Origin of the sequence: Streptomyces flaveolus (genome assembly GCF_014648815.1) — a bacterium.
Lineage (GTDB): Bacteria > Actinomycetota > Actinomycetes > Streptomycetales > Streptomycetaceae > Streptomyces > Streptomyces flaveolus.
Map to the genome: position 1 here is coordinate 323,283 of NZ_BMRV01000001.1, position 13,037 is coordinate 336,319.

The 13,037-nt window shown below is 73.2% G+C and carries 11 protein-coding genes; 6 read left to right on the forward strand and 5 right to left on the reverse strand.

Annotation, left to right across the window (positions count from 1 at the left end; all coding sequences use genetic code 11):
* Nucleotides 1–143: 143 nt before the first annotated feature.
* Nucleotides 144–746 carry a hypothetical protein gene (locus tag IEZ05_RS01480; RefSeq protein WP_189228093.1) on the reverse strand — a complete coding sequence of 201 codons (603 nt, stop codon included), beginning with the start codon at nucleotides 744–746 and terminating at the stop codon, nucleotides 144–146.
* Nucleotides 747–877: 131 nt separating this feature from the next.
* Between IEZ05_RS01480 and npdG the strand changes: the two genes are divergently transcribed.
* Together npdG and IEZ05_RS01490 are read left to right on the forward strand one after the other, a co-directional pair.
* The gene (npdG, locus tag IEZ05_RS01485; protein WP_189228094.1) at nucleotides 878–1,585 is read left to right on the forward strand and encodes an NADPH-dependent F420 reductase; all 708 of its coding nucleotides are present in this window, start codon (nucleotides 878–880) and stop codon (nucleotides 1,583–1,585) included.
* 88 nt (nucleotides 1,586–1,673) lie between these two features.
* Complete coding sequence (locus IEZ05_RS01490; RefSeq protein WP_189228095.1) at nucleotides 1,674–1,862, forward strand: hypothetical protein; 189 nt, start codon at nucleotides 1,674–1,676, stop codon at nucleotides 1,860–1,862.
* Here IEZ05_RS01490 and IEZ05_RS01495 read toward each other — a convergent pair.
* Complete coding sequence (locus tag IEZ05_RS01495) at nucleotides 1,855–2,649, reverse strand: site-2 protease family protein (protein ID WP_189228096.1); 795 nt, start codon at nucleotides 2,647–2,649, stop codon at nucleotides 1,855–1,857. The genes IEZ05_RS01490 and IEZ05_RS01495 overlap by 8 nt on opposite strands.
* A gap of 159 nt (nucleotides 2,650–2,808) precedes the next feature.
* Here IEZ05_RS01495 and IEZ05_RS01500 point away from each other — a divergent pair, with 159 nt between their 5' ends.
* Nucleotides 2,809–6,384 carry an AfsR/SARP family transcriptional regulator gene (locus tag IEZ05_RS01500; RefSeq protein WP_189228097.1) on the forward strand — a complete coding sequence of 1,192 codons (3,576 nt, stop codon included), beginning with the start codon at nucleotides 2,809–2,811 and terminating at the stop codon, nucleotides 6,382–6,384.
* Between the two features lie 6 nt (nucleotides 6,385–6,390).
* On the opposite strand, the gene IEZ05_RS01505 is transcribed toward IEZ05_RS01500, so the two are convergent.
* The 3 genes from IEZ05_RS01505 to panB form a co-directional block, all read right to left on the reverse strand.
* On the reverse strand, nucleotides 6,391–7,209 hold the full coding sequence (locus tag IEZ05_RS01505) for an ABC transporter permease (RefSeq protein WP_189228098.1): 819 nt from the start codon (nucleotides 7,207–7,209) through the stop codon (nucleotides 6,391–6,393).
* The gene (locus tag IEZ05_RS01510; protein ID WP_189228099.1) at nucleotides 7,206–8,234 is read right to left on the reverse strand and encodes an ATP-binding cassette domain-containing protein; all 1,029 of its coding nucleotides are present in this window, start codon (nucleotides 8,232–8,234) and stop codon (nucleotides 7,206–7,208) included. Before IEZ05_RS01510 ends, IEZ05_RS01505 begins: the two co-directional genes overlap by 4 nt.
* Before the next feature lie 160 nt (nucleotides 8,235–8,394).
* Nucleotides 8,395–9,270, reverse strand: a complete 876-nt coding sequence (gene panB, locus IEZ05_RS01515) for a 3-methyl-2-oxobutanoate hydroxymethyltransferase (RefSeq protein WP_189228100.1) — start codon at nucleotides 9,268–9,270, stop codon at nucleotides 8,395–8,397.
* 223 nt (nucleotides 9,271–9,493) lie between these two features.
* On the opposite strand from panB, the gene IEZ05_RS01520 reads away from it, so the two are divergent.
* From IEZ05_RS01520 to IEZ05_RS01530, 3 genes are all read left to right on the forward strand, one after another.
* Entirely contained in the window at nucleotides 9,494–11,086 is a 1,593-nt protein-coding gene (locus IEZ05_RS01520) for an MFS transporter (RefSeq protein WP_189228101.1), read from the forward strand.
* Between the two features lie 53 nt (nucleotides 11,087–11,139).
* Nucleotides 11,140–11,763, forward strand: coding sequence for a TetR/AcrR family transcriptional regulator (locus tag IEZ05_RS01525; RefSeq protein ID WP_189228102.1), 624 nt, complete (start codon nucleotides 11,140–11,142; stop codon nucleotides 11,761–11,763).
* A gap of 186 nt (nucleotides 11,764–11,949) precedes the next feature.
* Entirely contained in the window at nucleotides 11,950–13,002 is a 1,053-nt protein-coding gene (locus IEZ05_RS01530) for an endonuclease/exonuclease/phosphatase family protein (RefSeq protein ID WP_189228103.1), read from the forward strand.
* The last annotated feature ends 35 nt before the right edge of the window (nucleotides 13,003–13,037 follow it).

Sequence of the window (13,037 nt, forward strand, 5' to 3'; positions counted from 1 at the left end):
GGGCAACTGCTTTTCCCACCACGATGCCTCGCCCCGACCCAGAGTGGGGGAGGCACCCCGGCACGCCGGCCACGCGACCCGCCCCGGCCGCACGCGGGACACCGGTCACGCACGCACGCTGGACGCGGTGAGCCCCTGCCGGCTCACCAGCGAGGCGGCGGCGGAGCCGTGAGGTGGTCGGTCAGGCGGGAGAGACGGTCACGGAACCGCCGGCGCCCCCGCGGAGGCGGCCCCGCGTTCTCACCCGCCGCCGCGCTGACCAGATGCTGCACCGTGTCCAGGTCCAGCTCCGCGCCGTCCGGCACGGTCAGCGTCTCGTGCGCCATCGCCGTCAGCTCCCGCTCGCCGCTGCCCAGCGCCAGCACCGTCGCGCCCGCCCGCCGGGCGTCGTGCACCCGCTCCAGCAACGGGGCGCCGGGATCGTCCGGCGCCACCACCAGCAGCGTCTCCCCGCGCCGGGCCGCCGCCAGCCGCCCCAGCCCCACCGCCAGATGGGCCGGGTCCGACGGACGCGCGTCGTGCCGTACCAGGGTCGGCGCCAGCTCCGGCGTCCCCGACCAGGCGGCCTCGTCCACCAGGTGGGCCGCCAGATGCCACGGCTCGTACCCCGCCGTGCCCACCAGCAGCAGCCCGCCCCCGTGCGGCACCACCGACCCCCGCAGCGCCCCCGCGAAACGCCGGGTGGCCCCCAGCCACTCGGTCCCGGCGAGCACGTCCCGCAGCAGCGCTACCCGTACGGCGTCCATGCGCCCGCATCCTGCCGCAACCCGGGCCGCCCGACCCGGCGTTCGCCCCGGATTCCCCCGACCCGGGGACGGCGTCCCGCCCCGCGGCACCCGGACCGGTGCGGCGGCCGGGACGGACGTAGGGTCGGGCCATGACCTCTACCGACAGTGCCGCACAGAAGGCCCCCGCCAAGGACCCCTGGGACCTGCCCGACGTCTCCGGGCTCGTCGTCGGCGTGCTCGGCGGAACCGGCCCGCAGGGCAAGGGCCTCGCCTACCGCCTCGCCAAGGCCGGCCAGAAGGTGATCATCGGCTCCCGCGCCGCCGAGCGCGCCCAGGCCGCCGCCGAGGAACTCGGGCACGGCATCGAGGGCGCCGACAACGCCGAGACCGCCCGCCGCAGCGACATCGTGATCGTCGCCGTGCCGTGGGAAGGCCACGGCAAGACCCTCGAGTCCCTGCGCGAGGAACTGGCCGGCAAGCTCGTCGTCGACTGCGTCAACCCGCTCGGCTTCGACAAGAAGGGCGCCTACGCCCTCAAGCCCGAGGAGGGCAGCGCCGCCGAGCAGGCCGCCGCCCTGCTGCCGGACAGCCGGGTCGCCGCCGCCTTCCACCACCTCTCGGCCGTCCTCCTCCAGGACCCGGAGATCGACGAGATCGACACCGACGTGATGGTGCTCGGCGAGGACCGTGCCGACGTGGAGATCGTGCAGGCCCTCGCCGGGCGCATCGCCGGTATGCGCGGCGTCTTCGCCGGGCGGCTGCGCAACGCCCACCAGGTCGAGTCGCTGGTCGCCAACCTGATCTCCGTCAACCGCCGCTACAAGGCACACGCCGGGCTCCGCGTCACCGACGTATGAGGCGATGGGGGACACTGGTGGGCGCCGGTGCGCGTCTGCCGGCCGTATCCGCAGTACCCGCACGTGTCCCCCGACAGGAGCCCCGCCCATGCCCCGCCTCGCCGTCTACGCCCTGATCGTCTGCGTGCTCGCCGTGGTCGCCGCCGTCGTCTCCTTCGTGCAGGGCAGCGTGCTGATCGGCGTCGTCTGGGTGCTGCTGACGGGCGTGTCGTCCAACATGTGCTGGTACTACGTCAAGCGCGGCCGGACCCCGCGCCGCGAGTCGGTCGCTAACTGACCGAGCAGAACTCGTCGGTCTGCCAGAACCGGTACAGCTCGAAGCCGCAGTACGAGTCGAAGTCGCTGATCCCCAGCCCGCGCAGGATCGCGTCGACCGCGTCGAAGAACACGCCGTTGACCGCCGGCAGCCACAGCAGCGCGAACACGAACAGCAGTCCGAACGGCGCGAACGGCTCCACCTGCCGCCGCACGCCGTACGACAGCCAGGGCTCGATCACTCCGTAGCCGTCCAGTCCCGGCACCGGCAGGAAGTTCAGGATCGCGGCCGTGACCTGGAGCAGCGCGAGGAAGGCGAGCGCGAGCCGGAAGTCGCGCGGCACGCCGTCCAGCGCGTCCAGCCAGAACGGGGCCGTGCACACGGCGGCGAACAGCACGTTCGTCAGCGGACCGGCGGCCGAGATCAGACTGTGCCGCCAGCGCCCGCGGATGCGGTTGCGCTCGATGAACACCGCACCGCCCGGCAGACCGATCCCGCCCATGATCACGAACAGCACGGGCAGCACGATGCTCAGCAGCGCGTGCGTGTACTTCACCGGGTTCAGCGTGAGATAGCCCTTCGCGCCGACCGAGATGTCGCCGCTGTGCAGCGCGGTGCGCGCGTGCGCGTACTCGTGCAGGCACAGCGAGACGATCCAGGCGGCCGTCACGAACAGGAACACGGCCACGCCCGGCTGCTCGGCGAACCCGGTCCAGGTGGCCCACCCCGTGACCGCCATGACGGCCAGGATGCCCAGGAACACGGGACTGATCCGCCGGTCGCTGGGACGGGTGGTGGCGGCGGTCATGGGACTCCCTGACTGACTTGCGTACGCACGGCGGGACCCGCGGGGCACGGGGACTGCCCGACCGTACCCGGCGGGGCACGTGTACGGCGAGGCCCCGGCCGGGCGCTGCCGCGCCGCACCGGACAAACCCCGTGACCGGCCCCGACGACACCAGGGACAATGGACCCCGTGCGCTACCGCATCCTCGGCACCACCCAGGCACTCCGCCCCGACGGCACGGCCGTCCCCGTCGGCGGGGCGCGGCTGCGTGCCCTGCTGACCGTGCTCGCCCTCAGGCCCGGCCGCGCCGTGCCCGTGGGGCTGCTGGTGGAGGAGGTGTGGGGCGACGGCCCGCCCGCCGACGCGCCGGGCGCCCTCCAGGCACTGGTCGGACGGCTGCGCCGGGCGCTGGGCGCGGACGCGGTCGCCTCCGCCGACGGCGGCTACCGGCTCACCGCCGTCCCCGACGACATCGACCTGCACCGCTTCGACCGGCTGGCCGGGGAGGGCTCCCGCGCCCTCGCCGACGGCGACCCGGACAAGGCGGCCGAACTCCTCGACGACGCCCTCGCCCTGTGGCGCGGCCCCGCCCTCGCCGACCTGCCCGACCGCACCGCCGAGGCGGCCCGCTGGGAGACCCGGCACCTGGACGTCCTGCGCGCCCGCCACGCCGCCGCCCTGGACCTCGGGCAGGCGGAGCAGGCCCTGCCCGGGCTGACCGCGCTGTGCGACGGCCACCCGCTGGACGAGTCCCTCCAGGCCCTGCGGCTGCGCGCCCTGCGCGACACCGGCCGCACCGCGGAGGCGCTGGCCGCCTACGAGGGCGTACGACGCCTGCTCGCGGACCGCCTCGGCACCGACCCGGGGCCCGAGCTGCGGGCGCTGCACGGGGAGTTGCTCGATCCCACGCGGGCCGCGGGCGGTTCCGCGGCACACCCCGGCTCCCGGTGGCCCCCGGGGGTCACCCACCGCGCGGGGTCCGCCGGTTCCGCCCCGCACCCGGGGTCCGCGACACCGGCCGGTCCTGCGGGGGCCGCTGGTTCCGCGGCGCATCCCGGCGCTGGGGTGCCGTCCGACCCCGCCGGGTTCGCCGGCCCCGCGACGCATGACGGCTCCGCGGCACCCACCCCCGCGTCGGCACCCACCGGCCGTACGACGCCCGCCGGCCCCGCGACGCCCGCGGCCGCCCGCCCCAGCGCGCCGAAGCCCCCTGACGCCGGGGCCGGCTTGCGCCCCCGGGGCAACCTCCGTGCCCGGCTCACCTCGTTCGTCGGGCGGGACGCCGACATCCAGGCGCTGCGCGCCGATCTGGCGACCGCGCGGCTCGTCACCCTGCTCGGGCCCGGCGGCGCCGGGAAGACCCGGCTGTCGCAGGAGGCCGCCGAGGGCGCCGGGGACTCGGCGCAGGACGGTGCCTGGCTGGTCGAACTCGCCCCCGTCGACGACCCCGGCGCCGTACCGGAGGCCGTGCTGACCGCCCTCGGCGCCCGCGAGACCGTGCTGTACGGCGCCGGCGCCGAGGAGATGCGGGCCGTCACCGCGACCGACCGCCAGGGCACCGCCGTGGAGCGCCTCGTCGAGCACTGCGGCCGGCGCCGCATGCTGATCGTCCTCGACAACTGCGAGCACGTCGTCGACGCCGCCGCCCGCCTCGCCGAGGAACTGCTCGCCCGCTGCCCCCACCTGACCGTCCTCGCCACCAGCCGCGAACCCCTCGGTGTACCGGGGGAGCTGCTGCGCCCGGTCGAGCCGCTGCCCGAGCCGGCCGCGCTGCGGCTGCTCGCCGACCGGGGAGCCGCCGCCCGCCCGGGCTTCCGCCCCGACGCCGACGAGGAGACCGCGGCGGCCTGCGCGGAGATCTGCCGCCGCCTCGACGGCCTGCCGCTCGCCATCGAACTGGCCGCCGCCCGGCTGCGCATGCTCACCCCGCGCCAGATCGCCGACCGCCTCGACGACCGTTTCCGCCTGCTCACCTCCGGCAGCCGCACCGTCCTGCCCCGCCAGCAGACGCTGCGCGCGGTCGTCGACTGGTCCTGGGACCTGCTCGACGAGGAGGAACGGGACGTGCTGCGGCGCCTGTCCGTCTTCGCGGGCGGCTGCGACCTCACCGCCGCCGAGGCCGTGTGCGGGCCCGCCGCCCTGGATGCCCTCGGTTCGCTCGTCGACAAGTCGCTGGTCGTGGCCGCGCCGTCCGGGAGCGACGGCATGCGCTACCGGCTCCTGGAGACCGTCGCGGAGTACGCCGGGGAGCGCCTCGACGAGGCCGGCGGCCGGCCCGCCGCTGAGCGCGCGCACCTGACGTACTACCGCGAACTCGCCCGCACCACCGACCCGTTGCTGCGCGGCCCCGAGCAGCTGCCCGCCATCGAGCGGCTGGAGCGCGAGTACGAGAACCTGCGCACCGCCCTGCGCCACGCCATCGCCGAGCGCGACGAGCAGGAGGCGCTGAGCCTGGCGCTGTCGCTGGTCTGGTACTGGCAGATGCGCGACCTGCGGGTGGAGGCCCGGAACTGGTTCAGCGAGGTCATGGCCCTCGGCCCGGACCCGTTCGGCGAGCCGGTCCGGCGCGCCGAGCCGGTGTGGGAGCGATGCACGTCCGCCCCGCCCCCGATGGCCGGCGAGGTGCTCGCCGAGGCCCGGCGCGGCGTCCACCTGGCCCACCTCGCCTGCATGGACACCGAGCTGGACGCCTGGCAGAGTCCGCGGGCCCAGCGGAAACTGCGCGCCATCGCCGGGACCTACGAACCCGGCATGCCGCAGACCTGCACCCCTCCCGGCCTGCTCTGGTTCTTCGCGGTGATGCTCTCCGGCGACATGGACCGGCTGCACGAGATCATGAACGCCGCGGTGCGCACCTGCCGCGAGACGCCGGGGTTCGACTGGGAGCTGGCCGGCGCGCTGCAGATGCGCGCCCAGATGCTCGCCAACCGCACCGACTGGGCGGGCGACGCTGCCCGGGACGCCGACGAGGCACTGGAGATCTACCGCCGCCTCGGTGACGCCTGGGGCACCGCCGAGGCCCTGTCCGCGCGCGCCGAGGCCCAGGAACGCCAGGGCGAGTACCGGCGGGCCGCCGCCTCCTACGAGGCCGCCGCGGAACTCGCCCGACGGCTCGGCGCGCACGCCCAGGTGGACATCCTGGACGCCCGGCTCGGCAGCGTGCTGCTGGAGGCGGGCGACGCCGAGCGGGGCGAGCCCATGCTGCGCGCGGTGATCGCCCGGACGGAGGGGACGGGACACAGCGGCGCCATGCCGGCCGCCCGGCTCTACCTCGCCGGCTGGCTCGGCATGACCGGCCGGACCGCCGAGGCCCGCGAGGAGCTGCGGCTCCTGCGCGAGAACTTCTCCATCTCCCACTTCGTCGTCTTCGACGCCTTCATCCTCGCCGCGGAGGCCTGGCTCGCCACGCTGGACGGCCGCCACGAGGAGTGCCTGGCCAAGATCCGGCAATCGCTGGAACGGGCCGACGACCCGATGTCCGCGGCCATCGCCCCGCACATGCGCTCCGGGTTCCTGACCATCGCCGCGATGGCGATGGCCCGGCTGGACGGCGGGCGCCGGGCCGTGGACGCCGCGCGCTGCATCGGTGCCGCCGACGCGGCGGTGCCGCCGGACCACGTCGCGATGGGCCTGGAGCGGGACGCGCACGTCCGGGCGGTGGAGCGGGTCCGTGACGTACTCGGCACCGAGGCCTACGAGGCCGCGTACGCCGAGGGCACCGGCCTCTCCGTGGAGGAGGCCGGTGCCCTGGTCTGACCCGCGTCAGGCCTTCGTACGGAACTTGTGGATCGCGATCGGCGCCATCACCGCGGTGAGCGCCACCGACCAGCCCACCGTCATCCACAGGTCGTGTGCGACGGGGCCGCCCACCATCAGGCCGCGCGCGGCGTCGGCGAGGCTGGACAGCGGGTTGTAGTCCGTGAAGGCCTCCAGCCAGCCCGGCATCGACTGCGTCGGCGCGAAGATCGAGGAGCCGAACTGGAGCGGCATCAGCACCAGGAAGCCCATCGCCTGCACGGACTGGGCGTTCTTCATCATCACGCCCAGCGTGAGGAAGATCCACATCAGGGCCGAGCCGAACAGCACCGACAGCCCCACGGAGGCCAGCAGCCCGGCCCAGTTGGTGATGTCGAAGCCGACGAGGACACCGACGATCAGCAGCACCACGGTGGCGAACAGCATCCGCAGCAGCTCCACGGCGATCTTGGCGAACAGCACGGAGCCGCGCCCGATCGGCAGGGACCGGAAGCGGTCCATGACACCGGAGTTGAAGTCCTGGTTGAAGCCGGTGCCCACGCCCTGGGCCATGTTCATGCCCATCATGGCCATCAGACCGGGCACGACGTACTGCACGTACGCCTGCTGCCCGCCGCCGAGCGACTGCCCGATGGAGCCGCCGAAGACGTAGACGAACAGCAGCGTGAAGATGACCGGGAACAGGATGGCGTCGAACATCGACTCCGGGTCCTGCCGGATCCACAGCAGATTGCGACGGACCAGCGCGCCGGTGTGCCGCAGGTGCCCGCGCAGCGAGATCCGGGCGTCGGGAGCGGATGTGGCGGTGGTGGTGACGGCGCTCATACGGCGACCTCCTCGCGGGCGTCGGTGACGGGCGCGGCGTCCTGCGGGGCACTGGCGCGGTGGCCGGTGAGCGACAGGAAGACCTCGTCCAGGCTGGGCAGTTCGGTGGTGATGGAGGCGATGGTGATGCCGCGCGCGGTGACCGCGCCGACCACGGCGGTCAGCTGCTCGTCACTGAGGATCGGCACCAGGACGGTCCCGCGCTGGGTGTCCACGGTGGAGTTGGCGAGCCCGGTGATGCCCATCTCGTCCAGGAACCCGGCGAGCGGCCGCAGTTGCGCCGGGTCGGCCGGGCGGACGCGCAGGGTGCGCCCGCCGACCTTCGCCTTCAGCTCCTCGATGCCGCCCTTCGCGATGACCTTGCCGCGGTCGACGACGGTCAGCTCGGAGGCGAGCTGCTCGGCCTCCTCCATGTACTGGGTGGTCAGCAGCACGGTGACACCGTCGCCGACCATGCGCTTGACCTCGTCCCACACCTCGTTGCGGGTGCGCGGGTCCAGACCGGTGGTGGGCTCGTCCAGGTAGAGGACGGCCGGGTGCCCGATCATGGAGGCGGCCAGGTCGAGGCGGCGCCGCATGCCGCCGGAGTAGGTGGCCGCGGGGCGCTTGCCGGCCTCGGTGAGCGAGAACCGCTCCAGCAGTTCGTCGGCACGGGCGCGGGCGTCCTTGCGGGACAGGTCGAGCAGCCGCCCGATCATGTAGAGGTTCTCCCAGCCGGGGAGCTTCTCGTCCACGGACGCGTACTGCCCGGTGAGCCCTATCACCCGCCGCAGCTGCCGCGGCTGCCGTACGACGTCGTAGCCGGCGACGTGCGCCTGCCCGGCGTCGGGGGTGATGAGGGTGGACAGGATGCGGACGAGGGTGGTCTTGCCGGCGCCGTTCGGCCCGAGCACGCCCATCACGGTGCCCTCGCGCACGTCCAGGTCGACGCCGTCCAGCGCCTTGGTCTCGCCGTAGTGCTTGACCAGCCCCCGCACGGTGACCGCGCTGTTCGCGGCCTCGGGGGTGTTGTCGATTCGCTTCATGCCGACGACAGTGTCAGGCGCTGCCGACAAACCACCGACATTCCGCCGACAGCACGGACATCCCACCGACAACGACCGCGGCGGCGCCGGCCGGGGAGCGGAAAGCACCGGCCCCGCCGACGGGGGAAGATCGGCGGGGCCGGTGTCGTACCGCGGTGGTTCAGTGGACGGAGTGCTCCTCCTGCGGGAACGCTCCGCCGACGACGTCCTCGGCGAACGACTTCGCCGCGTCGCCCATGACCTGGCGCAGGTCGGCGTACTGCTTCACGAACTTCGGCACCCGTCCGCCGGTCAGCCCGAGCATGTCGGTCCACACCAGCACCTGGGCGTCCGTCTCCGGACCCGCGCCGATGCCGACGGTCGGGATGTGCAGGGTGCGCGTCACCTCGGCGGCCAGCTCGGCCGGCACCAGCTCCAGGACGACCGCGAAGGCGCCCGCGTCCTGCACGGCCTTGGCGTCGCGCAGCAGCTGCTGGGCGGCCTCCTCGCCGCGGCCCTGCACCCGGTAGCCCATGGCGTTGACGGACTGCGGGGTGAGACCGATGTGCGCCATCACCGGGATGCCGGACTCCACCAGCAGCTCGATCTGCCGGTGCGAGCGCTCGCCGCCCTCCAGCTTGACCGCCCCGGCCCCGGCCTCCTTCACCAGCCGGGTCGCCGAGCGCAGCGCCTGCACCGGGCCCTCCTGGTAGGAGCCGAAGGGCAGGTCCGCCACGATCAGGGCGCGGCTGGTGCCCCGGACCACGGCGGACGAGAGCATGATCATCTCGTCCAGCGTGACGGGCACGGTGGTGTCGTAGCCGAGGTGGCAGTTGCCCGCCGAGTCGCCGACGAGCATGACCGGGATGCCGGCCTCGTCGAAGACGGACGCGGTCATCGCGTCGTAGGCGGTGAGCATGGGCCACTTCTCGCCGCGCTCCTTGGCGGCGGTGATGTCCCGGACGGTGATGCGGCGGGTGCTCTTGCCCCCGTACAACGCCCTGCCGCCGTCGGCGGGCTTGGCCTGAGGCGTCTGGGCAGCCGAAAGCTGCGTCATGGCAACGGCTCCTTCATGTCATCTCGAGGCGCCCTGACGGCGTCCCCGGATCCCTCCCATGGTGGCACCTCGTGCCGCCGGACGGCTAGGGGACCCTCGCCACGCGTCCTACGACCGGGATCGGCCGGGTGTCATGGGGCCGGGGCGGGGGCCGATGTAAGAGCTCGGTAAGAAATTACGATACGGAACGGTCTCGTATACTAAAGATCCTAGGCTTGACGGCATGACTACTCCTGCCGACTCTCCCTCCCGGCGCATACCGGAAGAGGTGCACCGGCGCCGCTGGGCCATCCTCGGCGTGCTCATGCTGAGCCTGCTGATCGTGGTGCTCGACAACTCGATCCTGAACGTCGCCATCAAGACCATCTCCACCCCCGAGCCCACCGGCCTGGGCGCCACCCAGAGCGAGCTGGAGTGGGCGATCAACGCCTACACCCTCGTCTTCGCCGGCCTGCTGTTCACCGCCGGTCTGCTCGGTGACCGGCTCGGCCGCAAGAAGGTCCTGCTCGGCGGCCTGGCCGTGTTCGGCATCGGCTCCGCCCTGGCCGCCTTCTCCGGCTCGCCCGGCGAGCTCATCACCTTCCGTGCGGTGATGGGCCTGGGCGCCGCCTTCGTCATGCCCGCCACCCTCGCCGTCCTCATGAACGTCTTCGAGCGTGAGGAACAGCCCAAGGCCATCGGCATCTGGGCCGGCGGCGTGGGCCTGGCCATCGCCATCGGTCCCATCACCGGCGGGCTGCTCCTGGACCACTTCTGGTGGGGCTCGGTCTTCCTCGTCAACGTGCCGATCGTGGTCCTGGCCCTCGCGCTGATGCTGTGGCTGGTCCCCGACTCCCGCGACCCGAACCCCGGCCGCCTCGACCCGGTCGGCGTCGTCCTGTCCGTCGTCGGCCTCGTCCTGCTGGTCTACGGCATCATCAAGGGCGGTCAGCTCGCCGACTTCACGGACGCGACCGTGCTGGCGACGAGCGGCGCGGGTCTCGCCGTGCTCGTGGCCTTCGTCGTGTACGAGAAGCGCAGCGACCACCCGTCCATCGACGTCACGTACTTCCGCAACAAGGTGTTCTCCGCCGCGATCGCCGCCATCGCGCTGGTCTTCTTCGCGCTGATGGGCGTGACCTTCTTCTCCGTCTTCTACACCCAGAGCGTGCTCGGCTTCTCGCCGCTGGAGACCGGTCTGCTGATGCTGCCGCTGGCCGCCTCGCAGCTGATCTTCGCCCCCCGGGCCCGCCTCCTCGTCGACCGTTTCGGCAACCGGGCCACGACCACGGCCGGGATGGTGCTCATCGCCGCGATGCTGGCCGCGTTCGCCACGCTGGAGGCGGACACGCCGGTCTGGCTGCTGGAGGTCTACTTCTTCCTCATGGGCACCGGCATGGCGCACATCATGACGCCGACCAGCGTCGTCATCATGCAGGCCCTGCCCCGTGAGAAGGCCGGCTCGGCCTCCGCGCTCAGCAACACCTTCCGCCAGGTCGGCGGCGCCCTCGGCATCGCCGTCCTCGGCTCCGTGCTGTCCACCGCCTACCGCAACGGCATCGAGGGCGACCTCGGCCACGTCCCGGCCGGCCTGCGCCACACCGCCGGCGAGTCCATCGAGGCCACGCTCGGCGTCGCCGAGAAGCTCGGCCCCCGGGGCGAGGCCCTGGTCGGCCCGGCCCACGACGCCTTCCTGCACGCCATGCACGTCACCGCCCTGTGGGGAGCGGGTGTCGCCGTGCTCGGCGCGGTCGTGGTGGCCGTGTACCTGCCGGGCCGGACCCCGCGGCCCGAGTCGCCCGAGCGGGAACGGGAGCCGGTGGCCACGATGGAGTAGTAGCGCCGCACACCAGGGACAATCGTCCGAGCACCGGCGGAAGGACCCGGCACGTGACCCTCGACAACCGCTCGCCACACGGCTTCCCCGCGCGGGGGCGACCCCGCAGCGAGGCCGTCGAGCGCGCCATCATCGAGGGCGTGCTGGAGCTCCTGGAGCAGGGTGTCCCGCTCGCCGAGCTCTCCGTCGAGCGCATCGCGCGCACGGCCGGCGTCGGCAAGGCCACCATCTACCGCCGCTGGAGCGGCAAGGAGGAGCTCTTCGTCGACGTGGTGCGGGCCGCCGAGCCCGAGGACCCGGTCCTGCCGGGCACCTCGATGCGGGACGACCTGATCGTCATCCTGGAGTCGTTGCGGCAGCGCGGCCTGACCACCCGGTCGGCGATCCTGCACAGCGTGTACGCCCAGATGAAGTCCAGCCCCAAGATCTGGGCGGCCTACCACGACACCGTCATCCTCCCGCGGCGCAGACTCGGCATCGAGATACTGCGCCGCGGCCGCGACAACGGTGAACTGCGCGACGACGTCGACCTGGACCTGCTCCACGACATCGTCGTCGGCCCCATGCTGGTCCGCGCGATCATGCGCCCGGAGGGCGACCTCCCCGAGGACCTCGCCACGCAGATCGTCGACACGCTGCTCGGCGGTCTGCGCCCCGTCGGCCCGCCCCGCCCGTAGGGCGCGAATGTGCGCGTTCTGTCACAGAGCCCCCTGGTTCCACCCGTGTTCGGAACTCCGGACGCCGACTCGTACGTCCTCGTGCCCGTACGGCCGTCATGGGACGGCATGAACGGAACCGATCATCCCCTAGGGTGCTGAGACACGGGGGGCGACGGTATGCACGGCAGGCAGTGAGGCGGCGGTATGGCGCAGCAGGCGTACATGACGGAGACGGACAACGGCGGCTCGGGACCCGAGCGTCGGGGCCCCGGGCTCCGGCGCCTGTTCGACCGGGTGGCCACCGGCTGGCGCGGCGACCGCCGGATCTGGCGCCGGGGCCTGATCACGGCCGCGGTGGCCGTCGTCCTGGCCGTCGTCATGGCGGCGCACTCGCACATCCCCAACGCCGTCGGCAACCTCGGCAGCCTCACCGAGACCTTCCTGCCGTGGTTCGGCCTGCTGATCCCGGTGCTGCTGGTGATCGCCCTGGTCCGCAAGTCGGCGACGGCGCTGATCGCGCTCGTCCTGCCGGTGAGCGTGTGGCTGAATCTCTTCGGCGGCCTGCTCTTCGACAAGACCGGCGCCGGCGGTGACCTCACGGTGGCCACGCACAACGTCAACGCCGACAACGCCGACCCGGCCGGCACCGCCCGTGCCGTGGCCGCCGCCGGCGCGGACGTGCTGGCCCTGGAGGAGCTGAAGGCGTCCGCCGTGCCCACGTACGAGAAGGCGCTGGAGTCGAAGTACCCGCACCACGCGGTCGTCGGCACCGTCGGGCTGTGGAGCACGTACCCGGTGAGCGACGTGAAGGCCGTCGACATCCGGCTGGGCTGGAAGCGCGCGATGCGCGCCACCGTGGCCACCCCCTCCGGGCCGGTCGCCGTGTACGTCGCCCATCTGCCCTCCGTCCGGGTGAAGCTGGAGGCCGGGTTCACCGCCCGGCAGCGGGACAAGAGCGCCGACGCCCTCGGCGAGGCCATCGCCGACGAGAAGCTGCCCCGCAAGATCCTGCTCGGCGACCTCAACGGCACCATGAACGACCGCGCGCTCACCGCGATCACCTCCCAGATGCGCTCCCCGCAGGGCGCCGCGGGCGACGGCTTCGGCTTCAGCTGGCCGGCGTCCTTCCCGATGGCCCGCATCGACCAGATCCTCGTCACGGGCGTCGAACCGGAGACGAGCTGGACCCTCCCGGAGACCGGCAGCGACCATCTGCCGATCGCCGCGCGTGTGAAGGTCGACACAACGGCTTCCTGAGATTCGCCGCCGGAATACTCGCCCTGAGAGTCTTT

What these genes read in the sequence shown, in the direction of transcription:
- IEZ05_RS01480 (WP_189228093.1), bottom strand. Translation starts at nt 746, where the DNA reads ATGGACGCCGTACGGGTAGCGCTGCTGCGGGACGTGCTCGCCGGGACC.
- npdG (WP_189228094.1), top strand. Translation starts at nt 878, where the DNA reads ATGACCTCTACCGACAGTGCCGCACAGAAGGCCCCCGCCAAGGACCCC.
- IEZ05_RS01490 (WP_189228095.1), top strand. Translation starts at nt 1,674, where the DNA reads ATGCCCCGCCTCGCCGTCTACGCCCTGATCGTCTGCGTGCTCGCCGTG.
- IEZ05_RS01495 (WP_189228096.1), bottom strand. Translation starts at nt 2,649, where the DNA reads ATGACCGCCGCCACCACCCGTCCCAGCGACCGGCGGATCAGTCCCGTG.
- IEZ05_RS01500 (WP_189228097.1), top strand. Translation starts at nt 2,809, where the DNA reads ATGGACCCCGTGCGCTACCGCATCCTCGGCACCACCCAGGCACTCCGC.
- IEZ05_RS01505 (WP_189228098.1), bottom strand. Translation starts at nt 7,209, where the DNA reads ATGAGCGCCGTCACCACCACCGCCACATCCGCTCCCGACGCCCGGATC.
- IEZ05_RS01510 (WP_189228099.1), bottom strand. Translation starts at nt 8,234, where the DNA reads ATGAAGCGAATCGACAACACCCCCGAGGCCGCGAACAGCGCGGTCACC.
- panB (WP_189228100.1), bottom strand. Translation starts at nt 9,270, where the DNA reads ATGACGCAGCTTTCGGCTGCCCAGACGCCTCAGGCCAAGCCCGCCGAC.
- IEZ05_RS01520 (WP_189228101.1), top strand. Translation starts at nt 9,494, where the DNA reads ATGACTACTCCTGCCGACTCTCCCTCCCGGCGCATACCGGAAGAGGTG.
- IEZ05_RS01530 (WP_189228103.1), top strand. Translation starts at nt 11,950, where the DNA reads ATGGCGCAGCAGGCGTACATGACGGAGACGGACAACGGCGGCTCGGGA.